Source organism: Plantactinospora sp. B5E13, assembly GCF_039871775.1.
Lineage (GTDB): Bacteria > Actinomycetota > Actinomycetes > Mycobacteriales > Micromonosporaceae > Plantactinospora.
Genome location: NZ_JBDPLT010000027.1, coordinates 39151 through 54928, shown reverse-complemented (window position 1 = coordinate 54928; position 15778 = coordinate 39151). Strand labels below are relative to the sequence as shown.

Genomic DNA, 15778 nt, shown 5'->3' with positions numbered 1-15778 from the left:
GTCCGACCGACGTCGATCGCCAATGGCGTGAACACGTGATGCCTGGTCACGTCCGGGCAGGCGAGGCTTCGAGGCGAAGGGCACACGGGTGTTCCGCCGGGACCAGGTGCGCCGTACGTCGACTGCCGAGGAATCAGCATGAGCGGTACCAGCACACGTCGGCACAACCCGTGGGCGGCGTTCAGCATTCTCGCGGTCACCCAGTTCATGGTCGTGCTGGACGCCAGCATCGTGTACGTCGCGCTCCCCTCCATCCAGCGCGACCTCGGGTTCGCCGCCGCGGACCTGGCCTGGGTGATGGACGCCTACATCCTGACCTTCGGCGGGATCATGATGCTCGGCGGCCGGGCCGGCGACCTGCTCGGTCGGCGCCGGGTGCTCCTGCTCGGACTGATCTGGTTCGGCGTCGCCTCGTTGGCCTGCGGGCTCGCCACCGAGGCGTGGCACATCGTGGTCGCCCGGGGCGCGCAGGGGCTGGGGGCGGCGTTCATCGCCCCGGCCGCCCTGGCCCTGGTCACCGACACGTTCCCGGAGGGCCCGAGCCGGTTCCGGGCGCTCGGGATCTTCGCCAGCATCGGGGGTTTCGGCGGTGCCGCCGGCACCCTGCTCGGTGGACTGCTGACCGCCGTCGCCTGGCAGTGGGCCTTCCTGATCAACATTCCCATCGTCATCGTCGTGCTGGTCCTCGGCGTACGGCTGCTGGCGGCACAGCCGCCGGCCGGTACCGGCGGCGTGGACCTGATCGGCGTGCTGACCAGCACCGGCGGGCTCTGTCTGCTGCTGCTCGGACTCCTGCGTGGCGGGGTGCAGGGCTGGAGCGAACCGGCGGTCCTGCTCGCCTTCCTCGGCGCTGCGGTCCTGCTCGTCGCCTTTGTCCTCCGGCAGGCGACGGCCGCGCAGCCGCTGGTTCCGCGGTTGCTGTTCCGGATGCGGGGGGTGGTGCTGGGCAACGGTGCGAACATCGTGGCCGGCGCGATGCTCTTCGGCGTCTTCCTGGTACTGACCCTGCACCTGCAACTGGCCAGGGGTCACACCCCGCTGCAGGCCGCGCTCTGGACCATGCCGATCAGCGTCTGCCTCTTCCTCGGTTCGAACCTGGTCAGCCGGATGTTCGCCCGGATCGGTCCGATCAACGCGCTGGGTGGTGCGCTCGCCCTGCAGGCCGTGGCGCTCGCCTGGTGGTCGGTGGCGCTCAGCGCCGACGGTCCGATCCTGACCTCGTTCGTGCTGCCCGGCATGGTCTGGTCCCTCGGCTGCGGGGCCGCGATCGTCAGTGCCTTCGTGGTCTGCACGAACGGGGTGGACGGCCCGGTGATGGGCGCGGCCTCCGGCCTGGTCAGTACGACGTTGCAGGTCGGTGGGGCGTTGGGCGTGGCCGTGCTCAGCATGATCGCCCACCACGGTGCGACGACGGCCGGGGCACCGCTCGCCGAGTTGAGCGACGGCCAGTCGGCGGCCCTGCTCACCGCGGCGGTGGTGGCCGCGCTCGGCGTGCCGCTGATGCTCTGGCTCCGCGCCGGCGCCCGCGCCGTCGTGCCGCAGGGGGACACGCCGGCATTCGCCAACGCCGGATCGGCGGACGACCGGCCGACCCTCGCCAACCCGGACATCTCCCGTCCACGGCCCTGACGCTCGCGGCGCTGTCCGCGGCACCCCGGATCCTCGACGAAGGAAGGAGACGACCCGATGTCGTCTGACCACGTACTCATTGATCAAATTGCCCAGAACCTGCTGTTCCGTGACGCACGGACAGCGAACACCTTCTCCGACGAACCGGTCTCCGACGAGCAGATCGAGGCGTTGTACGACCTGGTGAAGTGGGCGCCGACCTCGTTCAACCAGCAGCCGCTGCGGGTGGCGTTGGTCCGCTCCGAGGCGGCGAAGAGCCGCCTCGTCCCGCTGATGTGGGACAGCAACCAGGGCAAGACGGCCGCGGCCCCGCTCAACGCCGTGCTCGCCGCCGACCTCGAATTCCACGAGAACCTGCCTGAGCAGTTCCCGGTCTTCCCGCAGGCGAAGGAGATCTTCTTCGCCGAGGAAGCGGCCCGGGTCGAGTCGGCGCTGCTCAATGCGACCCTCCAGGTCGCGTACTTCATCCTGGGGGTCCGGGCGATCGGGCTCGCCGCCGGGCCGATGACCGGTTTCGAGGCGGACAAGGTCAGCGAGGAGTTCTTCCCCGGTGGCCGGCACCGCGCCCTGGCCGTGGTGAACGTCGGCAGGCCGGGGCCGAACGCCTGGTACGACCGCCTGCCACGGCTCTCGTACGACCGGGTGTTCAGCAACCACTGAAACCACGGCGGGCTCTGATGACCCGCACCGAACAGTGCACCACCAACGGGGGCGCGTCCCGTCCCGTACCGGTCTCCACCCTGAGTGGACCGGGCCGGGCGGGGTGGCGAGTACAACAGGTTCCGTCCGGCCGGACCAGCAGGTCCGACCCGACGGCGATGCGATGACGGCGGGCGTGGTCGGCCGGCTCCGGGCCGGCGACCGCGTGGCCCACACGCGGATCACATCCCAGGCGGAAACGGCCCGGCGGACGTCGCCGTGCCGGTCCGGCCGGGCGATCGGCGACCGCATCGTGCCGCCTCGGCGGTCGCGTCCCTCCAGTTGCATCCGGGCGAGTGCGCCCGAAGTTTCGACCAGCCGATGGAGGGCGACGTGTTGGCCCAACGATTCACTGACAGGACGGTGCTCGTCACCGGGGGCGGCTCGGGCCTCGGCCGGGCGATAGCCCTGGCCTTCGCCGACGAGGGGGCCACCGTCGTGGTGGCCGGACGGAATCCGGATCCGCTGCGGGAAACCGTCAAACTCGTCGAGGAACGGGACGGCCGGGCGGACCACGTCGTCGCGGACGTGACCCGGGCCGCGGACGTGGCCCGACTGGTTACGACGACCGTACGCGAGCACGGCGGACTGCACGTGGCGGTCAACAACGCCGGCGTCCTCGCCGCCGCGGGACCGGTGGCCACGATCGACGAGTCGGAGTGGTCGCGGGTTCTCGCCACCAATCTGACCGGCACCTGGCTGTCGATGAAGTACGAACTCGAACACATGGCGGCCAACGGCGGCGGGACGATCGTCAACATGTCCTCGGCCGTGGGGCCGCACGTGACCGTGCCCGGCCTCGGGGCGTACGGCGCGACCAAGGCCGCGATCAGCGCGCTGACCCGTACTGCGGCCCGGGAGTACATCGGTCGCGGGGTCCGGGTCAACGCGGTCAGTCCCGGCCCGTGCGACACCGAGATGTCGTTCCTGCCCGGCGAGTCGGAAGCCGAGCGCGCCGCCCGGATGGGCGCGATCCTGCCCGTCGGCCGGGTCGGGACCCTGGCCGAGATCGCCGACGCCGTGCTCTGGCTCGCCTCGCCAGAGTCCGGGTTCACCGTCGGACTCGACCTCGTCGTCGACGGCGGAGCACGCGCCTGACCACAGTGTCGACCCACCACGATCCCGCTGTCCGCAATCCCGAAGGAGTGGAGCCATGTCGCTCACCCCGACCGATCCCCAGCTGACCCACATCGAACCGCTCCGCGAGCTGTTCTACGCGCACTACCGGTTCCAGTACCTCAGCGCCGCCTGCGAGTTCGGGCTCTTCGAACTGCTCAGCCGGGAACCGGGGCTCACCCGGGCCCAGGTCGCCGAGCGGCTGGGCATCGAGCAGCAACCGGCCCGGATCCTGCTGCTCGGTTGCGTCTCGGCCGGACTGCTGAGGAAGGAGGGCGACGGATACCACAACACCCCGGTCTCCGAGCCGCTCGCCGGCAAGCTCGACGACGTGCCGGCCGCCTTCGTCCCGTGGGAACAGCACGTCAACTACCGGCCGATGGCCTGGTTCTACGAGTCGCTCAAAGCGAACACCAACATCGGGTTGCAGCGTGAGATCCCGGGCGACTCGCCCACGTTGTACGGCCGGCTCGCGCTGGACCCGAAGCGTGAGACGACGTTCCACAACATGATGGGCTCGGTGAGCCGGCTCGTCGCCGAAGAACTCGTCCAGCAGCTCGACCTGTCGCCGTACACCCACCTGCTCGACGTGGGCGGCGGCACCGCGGTGAACGCCACCTACCTGGCACGCCGGTGGCCGAACCTGCGGGTCACCATCGTCGACCTGCCGACGATCGCGGAGACGGCGAACCAGAAGATCGCCTCCCTCGGCCTGCAGGACCGGGTACGGGCGGTGGGGCTCGACGCGTTCAACGACGAGTTCCCCAAGGGCTGTGACGCCGTGCTCTTCGGGCACTTCCTGGAGATCTGGTCGGTCGAGCGCAACAAGGACCTGATCGCCAAGGCCGCCCGGGCGGTCGAGCCGGGTGCCGGCATCTTCGTGGTGACCCCGGGGGCGGACGACGACGAGACCGGTCCCGACCTGGCCGCCGCGCTCTCGGCGTACTTCCTGACCGTCGCCTCCGGCGAGGGCATGGTCTACACGTGTGCCGAGTACGAGCAGTGGTTCGCGGAGGCCGGTTTCGAACCGGCGGGACGGCGTTCGTTCTCCGGACCGGCGGCTATCCGCGCCGGTCACCGGTCCTGGACCCGCGGGGGCGGGCCAGCACCGGCGCGGCCCCGGCGGCGGCGACCAGCTCGTCGGTGGTCGGCACGGCCGCGCAGCGCTCGGCGGCGTAGGTGAGCGCCATTCGGTGGTACTCCAGGGAGAAGTCGGCCACCGCGTCGGCGACCAGGAACGGCTGGATGTCGTTGGCGAACGCCTCGGCGGCGGTCATCAGACAGCCGACGTGGGCGTACACCCCGCAGATGATCAGCTGGTCGCGACCGGTACGGCGGAGGAACGGCACCAGCTCGGTACGGTGCAGGGCACTGTACCGCCACTTGGTGAGCATCAGGTCGCCCGGCGCCGGTTGCAGCGGGTCCACCACCTCACGATGCTCGGGAGCGGTCGTCATACCGGCGCCCCAGAAGTCCTTCAACAGTCCGCGCTCCTCGTCGGACATGCCGCCCGGTTGGGCGGTGTACGCCGTCGGCACCCCGAGCGCGGTGTAGTGCCGGCGCAGTCGCTCGATGTTGCGGACCAGGTCGACGAGGGGCTGCTCGCCGGTGGGGAAGAAGCGGACGAAGTACCGCTGCATGTCGTGGATCAACAGGACGGCCCGGGCCGGGTCGACCCGCCAGGCCACCCGGGTCTCGGGAACGTCGTCCCGGTCGGGCATCGGGTACGGGCTGATGCGCGGAATGCTCACTACGGTCTCCTCATCAGGTCCAGCTCGCCGCGACCCGCAGGGCCTGCTCCGGGTTGAGTCGGGGGTCGCAGAGCGACGTGTAACGGTCACCGACCCGGTCGAGGTGGTCGGCGTCCGGTACACACTCGGTGACGTCGTGCGGTGTCGTTTCCAGGTGCAGCCCGCCGGCGGTGCCGCCGGCCCCGGCGACCGCCCGCCGGAAGGCGCGCACCTCCTGAACGATCTGTTCGAGCAACCGGGTCTTGCGTCCGTCGCGGGCGGTGACGGTGTTGCCGTGCATCGGGTCGCAGAGCCAGATGACCGGGTGACCCGCGTCCCGGACCGCGGTCACCAGTTCGGGCAGGCGGCGGGCTGCCAGGTCCGCGCCGAGACGGGCGATGAGCGTGAGGCGCCCCGGCTCACGCCGCGGGTCGAGGCGGGCACAGAGCTCGCGTAGCTCCTCCCGGCCGGTGCCGGGCCCCACCTTGCAGGCCACCGGGTTGGCGACCGAGGAGAGCAACCGGACGTGCGCGCCGTCGAGTTGCCGGGTCCGGTCTCCGATCCACGGCCAGTGTGCCGAGGTGAGGAGCAGCCGCCCGTCCGGTAGCCGCCGGAGCTGGGGCAGCTCGTAGTCCAGGACCAGCGCCTCGTGGCTGGTCCAGACCGTCGTCGTCGGATCCGGCGCCCAGCTGGCGGTGTGCCACAGATAGTCCACCGCGAGGCCCGCCGCGCGGTGGCAGCTGAGCATCCGTAACGGGTCCGGCCGGCGGCTCACCGGATCCGGCTCCGGGCCGTTGATCAGCATGCCCCGGAAGACCGGCAGTTCGATGCCGTGCCGGATCTCCGTGGGCCGGGTACGGGGTTTGGCGAACTGGCCGGCGATCCGGCCGACCCGCAGCACGGGCTGGCCGGTCCGGGTCCGGAGTACGCCGGCCAGCGCGTCGAGCAGACCGACCTTGTACGACAGCTGCCCGGGCGTACACTCCGCCGGATCCTCGGCGCAGTCACCGGCCTGTATGACCAGCAGCCGGCCGGCGGCGACCTCGGCGAGAGCCCGACGCAGGCCACGCACCTCGTTCCAGCCCACCAGCGGCGGCATCCCGGCGAGGTCGGCCCGGACACGTTCGGCCAGCCACTCGTTCGTCCAGGCGGGCTGCTGCTCCGCCGGAAGGAGCCGAAGGTAGTCGAGTTCCCGCTCGTGTAGTTCGGTGGCGAATTCACCCGGACGGGTCAGCGTCTGTTCGCCGATCACCGGGACTCCTCTCGTGACGCGGTACGCCACCCGACCGGATCGGACGTCCGGTTCGGGTGGTCGATCTCGGATGCACCCGTCGACCCGGCGGTCGACCGGGTCGGCGGACCGGACGCACGGCCAAGGTTCAGGGCAGGAGAGCCGGTGCCGGGTCGTCCGCCCGGGGTGGTGCCGTCGGGACGCGCGTGGTACCGGCCAACAGCTCGGTGCTCACCCGGCTGATGAGCTCGACACCCCGGCGGGTCAGCACCGACTCCGCGTGGAACTGCATCGACCGGAAACGCTCGCCGCGCGTCGCGTGCACCACGCCGGTCTCCCGGTCACGGCAGATCTCGACCACCCCGCCCGGCACCGGTGCCGGCAGCAGATCCGCCGAGGCGTACGCGGCGAAGGTGTTGTAGAAGCCGCACTCCTCCTCGCGGCCGAAGACCTCGACCGTCCGCTGCGCCCCCTGGTTCGGGGTCGGTAGGCGGCGGACCGGCAGCCCGAGCAGCTGGGCGAGGACCTGGTGACCCAGGCAGACCGCCAGCAGCGGGCGGTTCTGCTCGAGGAGCTGCCGGATGACCCGCCGCATGGCGGCGATCTTGGGATGTCCGGCCGCCCGCGGATCGCCCGGTCCCGGCCCGACAACCGTCAGGTCGTACTCCTGCGGCCGGTGGTCGGCGTCGAAGCGGCGGATCGTCACGTCGAGCCCGAGCGCGGTCAGCTGGTGCCCGAGCATCGCGGTGAAGTTGTCCTCGCAGTCGATCACCAGTACACGCCGACCGAGCAGCGACGCCACCGGCTGGGACCGTGCCTCCGGCGACTGTAGCCAGAACCGCGCCAGACGCTCGTTGCGTCCGGCCAGCGCGCGCTCGAGGTCCGGGTCCCGCCAGAGTCCCGGGTCGCGCCAACCCGGGGCGACCGGTGGCGCGCTGCCGTCACCGAACGCGGCGAGCAGGGACTCCGCCTTCGCCCGGGTCTCCGCCGCCTCCGACCGGGGATCCGAGTGCCGGACCAGGGTCGCGCCGACGTCGATCCGGACCCGGCCGGTCGGGTCGATGTCCGCGGTACGGATCCCGATCGCCGAATCGAGTACCCGCTGCCCGGTCGGCTCCCGACCGATCAGCGCGAGCGCACCGGCGTAGTAGCCCCGTCCGCCCGGCTCGTACCGCGCGATGACCCGACAGGCGCTCTCCAGCGGGCTGCCGGTGACGGTCGGCGCGAAGAGCGTCTCGTGCAGGACCCGTCGTACGTCGAGTTCGGTGCGGCCCCGGATGAAGTACTCGGTGTGGGCGAGGCGGGCCATCGGCCGGATCCGTGGGCCGATCACCTCGCCACCGCCTCGACAGAGCCGGCCCATCATCTTGAGTTCCTCGTCGAGCACCATGTACAGCTCGTCGACCTCCTTGCCGTTGTCGAGGAAGTCACGGAGCGCGGCCAGGTCGGGCGGACCGGGCGGGTAGCGGAACGTCCCGCTGATCGGGTTCATGGTGGCCACGCCGTCGACCACGGTGACGTGACGCTCCGGGCTCGCCCCCACCAGCGAGCGGCCGCCGGTGTGGACGAGGAACGTCCAGTGCGCGCCGGTCTCCGCGGCCAGCAGCCGGCCGAACACCGCGAGCGCGTGCCGCCGCGGTTCCTCGGCGTATCCCACGATCTCTGCCGACAGCGAGCGTTTGATGACGAAGTTGGCGCCCTCGCCGGTGCCGATCTCGTCGTCGACGACCCGGCGTACGAGGTCGGCGTACCGCCGGTCGTCGAGGTCGAAGCCGACGTCACGCAGCGGCGCCGTGACCCTCGGCAGTCCGGCCAGGACCTCGTCCCGGTCGAGGGCACGCCACCGGTGCACCCGCAGGGCCGTCAACGGCGTGCCGTCGTCGACGCAGGCGAAGCCCCGCTCGGCGATCTGCCGGTAGGGCACCAGCGCGAGCACGTCGGGGCCGGCGACCTCCGGGCGACCGACCGGCACGGGAAGGTCGGCCAGCCTCGGTACGGTGCACGTCGTACCGGTGATCAGGAGGACGCGGTCGCCGTCGGAGTCCGGTCGGTGCAGCAGGGCGAACGCCGGGATATCCGGGTCGAGGACGTCGTGCAGCCAGGTCATCTCGCTCGCTTCCAGTGAAGGGACAGCGGATCGTCGGTGGCGGGCGTCCGAAGCCCGTGGGCCGGAGATCGGCGCGGTGTCGGGTCCGGTGACGGTTCGGTCAGCATCAGCAGCGGTAGGTGCCGGCCGTGGCTACCCGGGTCGAGCCGGACGGGTCATCCGGCGTGGACCGGGTCGGTGGTCAGTGGCCCAGCACCAGGTCGAGCAGCGCGGCCGGGTCCGCCGGTGCCTGATCGGCCCGCCAGGCCACGTGCTGGTCCGGTCGGACCAGCACCAGACCCCGCTCCAGCACCTGCCGTGCGTGCGGCTCGTCGACCACGACGTGGGCCAACGGCAGCCCACGGCCGGCCGCCTCGTCGACCAGCCCTTTGCCGGCGTGGCTGCCGGAGCAGTCCAGCAGGGTCAGCACCGGACCGAGCAGGTCGTACAGTTCGGTGCCGTCGGCGAGTCGTACGCTCGGCAGCCGGCCGCCCGGCCAGCTGGTGGGTGTGATGCGCCGCCAGTCCCAGGCCGGCTCGCTGCCCGACTCCCGCGGCACCACAGGTGAGTCGTGGTAACGCTGTCCGAAGTGGATGCCGATGTTGTCGATCTGGTGCCGCTCCTGGTCGAGGAAACCGGCGAGCTGGGCGCGGGAGGCGCCGGCGGCGGCGAGTGTCGGGTAGCGTCGCCACACGTCGAGCAGGTTCGCGCACATCTCCCGGTTGAAGAGCGCCACCGGCCGGCGTTCCGCCTGGTAGCTGTCGAGCAGACCGGGTCCGGCCCAGCCGTGCACCGTCGCGGCCAGCTTCCAGCCCAGGTCGACGGCGTCGCCGATGCCGGTGTTGGCGCCGTGTCCGCCCGTCGGGAAGAACTGGTGCGCGGCGTCACCGGCGACGAAGACCCGGCCGCGACGGTACGTGTCGGCCACGGCCAGCCGCCCCACCCAGTCGGCGACCACCAGCACCTCGTCGACCCGGACGTCGACGCCGAGCCGGCTGCGCAGCTCGGTCACCGGGTCGACGTCGCGCTGCTCCGGCTCGAAGAGCGGGAACGTACCGGTCCAGAGCTGGTCGCCGTCCCGGGAGACCAGGGTGAGCCCGCGCGCGGCGATGGTGAGGAAGAACCGGCCGTGCCGGTGCAGCACCGGATCGGTGCTCCGGAAGAAGACGTCGCGGTGCGTCACCTCCGGCTCGACCGAGCGGCTGTCGATGCCGGCCGCCTGACGTACCGTGCTGTTCGCGCCGTCACAGCCGACCAGGTAGCGGACCCGGACCGTCTCCCGCTCGCCGTCGGCGGTGGCGAGGGTCGCGTCCACCCCGTCGGCGTCCTGGCGGAAGCCCTCGAAGGCCCACCCTTCGCGGAGCCGTGTCAGCGGCGACCGGCGTAGCTGGCGCCGGCCCAGCTCCTCCAGTCGGGAACCGATGACGCGCTGGTACGGCTCGCGTGGCATGGTGCCGTCGTTGAGCTCTGCCATCCGCACCCGGACCTGGTCCACCGAGGGGTACTCCCAGACCGACACGGGTGGCCGGTCGAGCGTCTCGATCCACTGGAAGTTGAACAGGTGGTCGGCGGGGACACCCAGTGACCGGATCTCCTCGGCCAGCCCGAGTCGCCCGAAGTGCTCCATGCTCCGGCCGTTCAGGAAATCCATCTTGGGGTGACGCGAGGCGGTACGGGCCCGGTCGACGACCAGGCTCGGCACACCGTGCTGGGCCAGGACGGCGGCGAGCGTGGCACCGACCGGCCCGGCGCCGACGATGAGTACCGGCGGCTCTGAGGTGGCGGTTGGCATGTGGTCGAGCGTGCCGCATTCCGGCCGCCGGGACAGTACGTCAGGCCAGAAACAGCGCGAGCCAGTCAGCCGACTACTCGGGTAGGTAGTTCGCCGACCGCCGAGTGCTCACTAACGTTTTCGGTACCGGTCCGATTCGACCGCGGCGAATTCCTGTTCTTTTTCCCGGGGAGTCTCATGCGAATTGTGGTGCGCAAGTACGGCGGCACCTCGTTGGCCGACGCCGACCGGGTCCGTCGCGCGGTCGCCTCGGTCGCGGACCTGCACGCCACCGGCACGTCGGTCGTGCTGGTGGTGTCGGCGCAGGGCGACACCACCGACGAGCTGCTCGGCCGGGCCGCCACGCTCGGCGGCAGCGCGGCCGGCCGGGAGACGGACCAACTGCTGGCGACGGGCGAGATCGTCTCGGCCGCGCTGGCCGCCACCGCGCTGGCGGCGATCGGCGTGCCGGCGGTGTCGTTGACCGGCGCCCAGGCGGGCGTCGTCGCGGAGGGACCACCCGGTGCCGGTCGGATCGCCGACGTCGACACCACCCGCATCGCCCGGCACCTGGCCGAGCGGCGAGTGGTGGTCGTCGCCGGTTTCCAGGGCGTGGACGCCGCCGGCGACGTACTCACCCTGGGCCGGGGTGGCTCCGACACGACCGCGGTGGCACTGGCGGCGGCGTTGGACGCCGACGCCTGTGAGATCTACACCGATGTCGACGGCATCTACAGCGCGGCGCCCCGGGTGGTTCCCGGAGCCCGGGTACTGCCCGAGGTTCCGGCCGAGGTGGCGGTGGAGATGTCGTTCGCCGGTGCCAAGGTGCTGCACTCACGGGCGGCGGAGCTGGCCGCGGCGCGCGACATCGAGCTGCGGGTGCGCAACGCCCTGCGGGACAGCGCCGGCACCACGGTCCGTCGACGTGGCGCGGGACCGTCGCTGGAGGGCCCAGGGGTGCTCGCGGTGTGCCACGAGCTGGACGTGGTGCGGGTTCTGATCCGGTGCGACGGCCCGCGTCGGGACCTGGCCGGCGAGCTGCTGTCGGTACTCGCGGAGTACCACGCGCCGCTGGACCTGGTGGCCCGTTCGGGTCCTTTCGAGGACGAGTTCCGGATGGGGTTCACCATGCAGCGCGGCGATCTGGACAGGGTCGCACCGGAGTTGCGGCGCCGGCTGGCGGCGGTCGGGGCCACGCTGGTGCTCGACGAGCACGTGGCCAAGGTGTCCCTGGTGGGGGTGGGCCTGCTCAGCCGACCCGGGTACACCGCCGCGCTGCTCGCCGAGTTGACCGCCGCCGGCATTCCGACGTCCTGGCTCTTCACGTCGCAACTGCGCACCTCGGTCACGGTTCCGTTGGACCGGGCGTTGGACGCGGTCGCGCTGCTGCACCGGAAGCTCGTACTCGATCAAGACTGGTCGATGGCGTCCAGGTGAAACGGGGGTACACCATGGCAACCAACACCGCGTTCGGACGGCGCGTCCGGCTCGACCGGCTCTACCGACACGACAGCAGACGGCTGCTCGTCGTGCCGTTGGACCACTCGGTCACCGACGGCCCGGTGACCGGGGGTGCCGGAGTGGACCGGCTCATCGGTCAGCTGGCCGGCAACGGCGTCGACGCCGTGGTGCTGCACAAGGGCAGCCTCCGTTACGTCGACCACCGGTGGTTCAGCGAGCTGTCGCTGATCCTGCACCTGTCGGCCAGCACCGTGCGGGCCGAGGACCCGGACGCCAAGTACCTGGTCGCCACGGTGGAGGAGGCGCTGCGGCTGGGCGCCGACGCGGTCAGCGTGCACGTCAACCTGGGGTCGCGCGAGGAGGCGCGGCAGATCGCCGACCTCGCGATGGTCTCCGAGGCGTGTGACCGGTGGAACCTGCCGCTGCTGGCCATGATGTACCCGCGCGGCCCACAGGTGCACAACCCTCGTGATCCGGAGCTGGTCGCACACGCGGTCACGGTCGCCGCCGACCTCGGCGTGGACATTGTCAAGACACTCTATGTCGGCTCCGTCGACGAGATGGCCGACATCACCCGCAACGCCCCGGTTCCGGTCGTCGTCGCCGGTGGCCCACGCCGGACCGACCGGACCGAGGTGCTGGCGTACGTGGCCGAGGCGATGCGGGCCGGCGTGACCGGAGTGGCGATGGGACGCAACGTCTTCCAGGCGGACGCCCCGGCGCGGCTGACCAGGGAGATGTCGGCGTTGATCCACCGCGAGTCCGTGCCGCCCAGATCCACCCCGGAACCGGAGCGGTTCCCGGCGACCGTCCGCTGAGCGCGGACCGGCCACACCCGCATCGAGGAGGAAGTCGTGAAGCTCTGCTGGCTGGACGTACGTGAAGCGGGAGCAGCCCGCGCCGCGATCATCGAGGAGGGGGTGCACCAGCGGGTCGACGGCATCGTCGCGGCCGACCCGGAGACGCTGGCGGGACTGCCGCCGACCGTGACGAGGGTGCTGCTGCCGGGGGAGGGCGAACTTCCCGAGGACCTTGGTGGCGCGGACGTTGTCATCGTGGACGAGACGACGCACGGGCACCCGGCCGAGTTGGCCGCCCGGTACCCGGACGTCGAGTTCGGCCGGTACGTCGAGATCGTCGACGCGGCCTCGCTCGACCGGGCCTGCCAGGTGGCCCGGACCGACCCGTGGAGTCTGCTGCGGTTCCGCGACCCCACCAAGATCCCGCTGGAGATTGTCATCGCGGCGGCGTCCGGGGCCAAGGGCAGCATCATCACGGTGGCCGAGGACATCGAGGAAGCCGAGATCATCTTCGGTGTCCTGGAGCACGGCTCGGACGGCGTCATGGTCGCGCCGCAACGGGTCGGGGTGGCCACCGACCTCAAGGCGGCGGCCCAATACCGCCCGGACGACCTGACGCTCACCGAGCTGGAGGTCACCGGGGTCACCCACGTCGGCATGGGCGAACGCGCCTGCGTCGACACCTGCACCTACTTCAACGAGGACGAGGGAATCCTGGTCGGTTCGCACTCCAAGGGCATGATCCTCTGTGTCAGCGAGACCCACCCGCTGCCGTACATGCCGACCCGGCCGTTCCGGGTCAACGCCGGCGCGATCATGTCGTACACGCTCTCGACCAACAGCCGTACCAGCTACCTGAGCGAGCTGAGGGCGGGGGCCAAGGTACTGGCGGTCGACGTGAAGGGCCGTACCCGGGTGGTCACCGTCGGTCGGGTGAAGATCGAATCCCGACCCCTGCTCTCGATCGACGCGGTGGCGCCGAACGGCACCACCGTCAACCTGATCCTCCAGGACGACTGGCACGTACGGGTGCTGGGGCCCGGTGCGGCCGTACTCAACAGCACCGAACTGAAGCCCGGCGACCGGGTCCTCGGCTACCTGCCGGTGGAGGACCGGCATGTCGGTTACCCGATCAACGAGTTCTGCCGCGAGCAGTGAGCCGATGCCCGTCTTCGATTTCCACGTCCGGCTCGTGCCCCGTCCGGGCGAGTACGAGCGGCTGCTCACCGTACTCGACGAGTGTCAGATCGAGCGGGCCGCGGTCGCCGCCGGCGGCACGATCGACCTGCGCCGCCTCTCCCGGCAACTCGTGGAGGGCGGCCATGTCGAGACCGACGCCGACAACGAGGCGGTCCTTGCCGCCGGTACCGCCTCCGGCGGCCGACTCGTCCCCTTCTACTTCGCCAACCCGCACCGCCCCGTCGACGACTACGCCCGCCGCGGGGCGGAGTTCCACGGGCTGGAGATCTCGCCCGCGGTGCACGGTGTGCCCCTGACCGATCCTCGGACGGAGGCGTTCGTCGCCGAGGCGGGGCGCCTGGCCCACCCGGTCTACCTGGTCTGCCTCACCCGCCCGGGCTGCACCGTGGCCGACCTGACGTGGCTGGCCGGCCGACACCCTGAGGTGACCTTCGTCCTCGGGCACAGCGGTATCGGCAACATCGACTACCACGGTGTGGACCTCGTGGCGCCGGTGCCGAACATCCTGGTCGAGACATCGGGCGGATACAGCGGGGTCCTCCGTGCCGCGATCGACCGGTTGGGTGCCCGGCGGGTGCTCTTCGGCTCGGAGTTCCCTCTCCAACACCCCTCCGTCGAACTCGCGAAGTACCGGGCGGTCGGGCTCGAACCCGCGCAGTGGGCGCTTGTCGCCTGGGAGAACGCCATCCGCCTGCTCGACCGGACACATCCGGGGCCTGACGGGAGATTCGAATGACCATACTCGACCGGTCGCTGCCGCAGCTCGGGGACTGGAAAACCGAGGAAGATCTGCTGATCCTGCAGAACGCACAACTGGGGACCATGCTGGGCTGGGCGGAAGCCTCGCCGTTCTACCGGCGGCGGTTCGCCGACCGGCCGCCGACCGACCGGTCCGGGTTGTTGGCCCAGCCGTTCACCACGAAACAGGACCTGCGGGACCAGTACCCGTTCGGCCTGCTCGCGGTGGACCGGCGGGAGCTGGCCACGTACCACGAGTCGAGCGGGACCGCCGGCCGTCCGACCGCCTCGTACTACACCGACGCGGACTGGGTGGACCTGGCCGAGCGGTACGCCCGCAAGTGGATCGGCATCTCCGCCGAGGACACCTTTCTCGTACGTACCCCGTACGCGCTCATGATCACCGGACATCTGGCGCACGCGGCGGCCCGACTGCACGGCGCCACGGTCGTCCCGGGCGACAACCGTTCGCTGGCCATGCCGTACTCGCGGGTGATCCGGGTGCTGCACGACCTCGGGGTGACCCTCACCTGGTCGATGCCGACCGAGACGCTGCTCTGGGCCGCGGCGGCCCGCGCCGCCGGCCACCGTCCGGGTACGGACTTCCCCGCCCTGCGGGCCCTCTTCGTCGGGGGCGAGCCGCTCAGTGCCGCCCGGCGTGCGCGGATCAGCGAGTTGTGGGGGGTGCCGGTCATCGAGGAGTACGGGTCGACCGAGACCGGCAGCCTCGCCGGCGAGTGCCCGAACGGTCGTATGCACCTCTGGGCGGACCGGGCCGTCTTCGAGGTCTACGACCCGACGACAGGTGAGGTCGGTACCAGCGGGCGGGGCCAGCTCGTGGTCACGCCCCTGTACCGGCGGGCCATGCCGTTGCTGCGGTACAACCTCGAGGACGAGGTCGAGGTCTCCGACGCGCCGTGCGAGTGCGGCTGGGTGCTGCCGACCGTACGGGTCCTCGGCCGGTCCGCCTTCGGATATCCGGTCGGCGACGCCCGGGTCACCCAGCAGCGTGTCGAGGAACTGGTCTACGGGCTGCCGATCGAGTACGAGGTGTTGTTCTGGCGGGCCCGCGCCGAAACGGACCGGCTGCGGGTCGAGATCGAGGCGCCCGACGAGCACCGGTCAGCGGCGCGGTCGGCGCTGACCGCGGCCGCCGAGGCGGAGTACGGCGTGCCGGTGGAGGTGACGGCCGTGCCGCTCGGCACGCTCGTGCCGCAGCACGTACTCACCGGGGTGCACGACGTGGTCAAGCCGCGCGGTCTGTTCGGCGCGGACGAGGACTGGGACAAGGCCCTGCTCTACTACTGAGAGGATCTG

The 15778-nt window shown here is 71.3% G+C and carries 12 protein-coding genes and 1 pseudogene; 9 read left to right on the top strand and 4 right to left on the bottom strand.

The features are described 5' to 3' along the window. Positions 1-138 precede the first annotated feature (138 nt). The 4 genes from ABGB05_RS23130 to ABGB05_RS23115 all read left to right on the top strand — a co-directional run bounded on the left by ABGB05_RS23130 (position 139) and on the right by ABGB05_RS23115 (position 4627). Entirely contained in the window at positions 139-1629 is a 1491-nt protein-coding gene (locus tag ABGB05_RS23130; protein WP_347655560.1) for an MFS transporter, read from the top strand. A gap of 57 nt (positions 1630-1686) precedes the next feature. Next, positions 1687-2289: a malonic semialdehyde reductase gene (locus tag ABGB05_RS23125; RefSeq protein WP_347655559.1), complete on the top strand. Its 603-nt coding sequence runs from the start codon at positions 1687-1689 to the stop codon at positions 2287-2289. Between the two features lie 372 nt (positions 2290-2661). Continuing rightward, complete coding sequence (locus ABGB05_RS23120) at positions 2662-3426, top strand: glucose 1-dehydrogenase (protein ID WP_347655558.1); 765 nt, start codon at positions 2662-2664, stop codon at positions 3424-3426. Between the two features lie 55 nt (positions 3427-3481). Next, complete coding sequence (locus ABGB05_RS23115) at positions 3482-4627, top strand: methyltransferase (protein ID WP_347655557.1); 1146 nt, start codon at positions 3482-3484, stop codon at positions 4625-4627. A gap of 16 nt (positions 4628-4643) precedes the next feature. Here the strand turns inward: ABGB05_RS23115 and ABGB05_RS23110 are convergent. The 4 genes and pseudogenes from ABGB05_RS23110 to ABGB05_RS23095 all read right to left on the bottom strand — a co-directional run. Beyond that, a pseudogene (locus tag ABGB05_RS23110) lies at positions 4644-5084 on the bottom strand (isochorismatase family protein); the annotation flags it as partial. A gap of 124 nt (positions 5085-5208) precedes the next feature. After that, on the bottom strand, positions 5209-6426 hold the full coding sequence (locus tag ABGB05_RS23105; RefSeq protein WP_347655556.1) for a 3-deoxy-7-phosphoheptulonate synthase: 1218 nt from the start codon (positions 6424-6426) through the stop codon (positions 5209-5211). A gap of 127 nt (positions 6427-6553) precedes the next feature. After that, the gene (locus ABGB05_RS23100; protein ID WP_347655555.1) at positions 6554-8512 is read right to left on the bottom strand and encodes an anthranilate synthase family protein; all 1959 of its coding nucleotides are present in this window, start codon (positions 8510-8512) and stop codon (positions 6554-6556) included. Positions 8513-8693: 181 nt separating this feature from the next. Beyond that, a complete protein-coding gene (locus tag ABGB05_RS23095; RefSeq protein ID WP_347655554.1) occupies positions 8694-10283 on the bottom strand; it encodes an FAD-dependent monooxygenase in 1590 nt (529 codons plus the stop codon). Positions 10284-10460: 177 nt separating this feature from the next. Between ABGB05_RS23095 and ABGB05_RS23090 the strand changes: the two genes are divergently transcribed. The 5 genes from ABGB05_RS23090 to ABGB05_RS23070 are packed head-to-tail and all read left to right on the top strand — an operon-like array spanning position 10461 to position 15769. Further along, entirely contained in the window at positions 10461-11699 is a 1239-nt protein-coding gene (locus ABGB05_RS23090; RefSeq protein ID WP_347655553.1) for an aspartate kinase, read from the top strand. 14 nt (positions 11700-11713) lie between these two features. Beyond that, positions 11714-12541 (top strand): 2-amino-3,7-dideoxy-D-threo-hept-6-ulosonate synthase, encoded by an 828-nt coding sequence (locus ABGB05_RS23085; protein WP_347655552.1) that lies wholly within the window; start codon positions 11714-11716, stop codon positions 12539-12541. Positions 12542-12577: 36 nt separating this feature from the next. Further along, positions 12578-13681: a 3-dehydroquinate synthase II gene (locus ABGB05_RS23080; RefSeq protein WP_347655551.1), complete on the top strand. Its 1104-nt coding sequence runs from the start codon at positions 12578-12580 to the stop codon at positions 13679-13681. A 4-nt stretch (positions 13682-13685) separates the two neighbouring features. Next, positions 13686-14459: an amidohydrolase family protein gene (locus ABGB05_RS23075; RefSeq protein WP_347655550.1), complete on the top strand. Its 774-nt coding sequence runs from the start codon at positions 13686-13688 to the stop codon at positions 14457-14459. Then, on the top strand, positions 14456-15769 hold the full coding sequence (locus ABGB05_RS23070) for an AMP-binding protein (RefSeq protein WP_347655549.1): 1314 nt from the start codon (positions 14456-14458) through the stop codon (positions 15767-15769). Before ABGB05_RS23075 ends, ABGB05_RS23070 begins: the two co-directional genes overlap by 4 nt. Positions 15770-15778: the final 9 nt, after the last annotated feature.

Bases quoted from the DNA above. Each gene is read 5' to 3' on its own strand.
- ABGB05_RS23130 (WP_347655560.1), top strand. From the start codon at position 139: ATGAGCGGTACCAGCACACGTCGGCACAACCCGTGGGCGGCGTTCAGC.
- ABGB05_RS23125 (WP_347655559.1), top strand. From the start codon at position 1,687: ATGTCGTCTGACCACGTACTCATTGATCAAATTGCCCAGAACCTGCTG.
- ABGB05_RS23115 (WP_347655557.1), top strand. From the start codon at position 3,482: ATGTCGCTCACCCCGACCGATCCCCAGCTGACCCACATCGAACCGCTC.
- ABGB05_RS23100 (WP_347655555.1), bottom strand. From the start codon at position 8,512: ATGACCTGGCTGCACGACGTCCTCGACCCGGATATCCCGGCGTTCGCC.
- ABGB05_RS23095 (WP_347655554.1), bottom strand. From the start codon at position 10,283: ATGCCAACCGCCACCTCAGAGCCGCCGGTACTCATCGTCGGCGCCGGG.
- ABGB05_RS23090 (WP_347655553.1), top strand. From the start codon at position 10,461: ATGCGAATTGTGGTGCGCAAGTACGGCGGCACCTCGTTGGCCGACGCC.
- ABGB05_RS23085 (WP_347655552.1), top strand. From the start codon at position 11,714: ATGGCAACCAACACCGCGTTCGGACGGCGCGTCCGGCTCGACCGGCTC.
- ABGB05_RS23075 (WP_347655550.1), top strand. From the start codon at position 13,686: ATGCCCGTCTTCGATTTCCACGTCCGGCTCGTGCCCCGTCCGGGCGAG.
- ABGB05_RS23070 (WP_347655549.1), top strand. From the start codon at position 14,456: ATGACCATACTCGACCGGTCGCTGCCGCAGCTCGGGGACTGGAAAACC.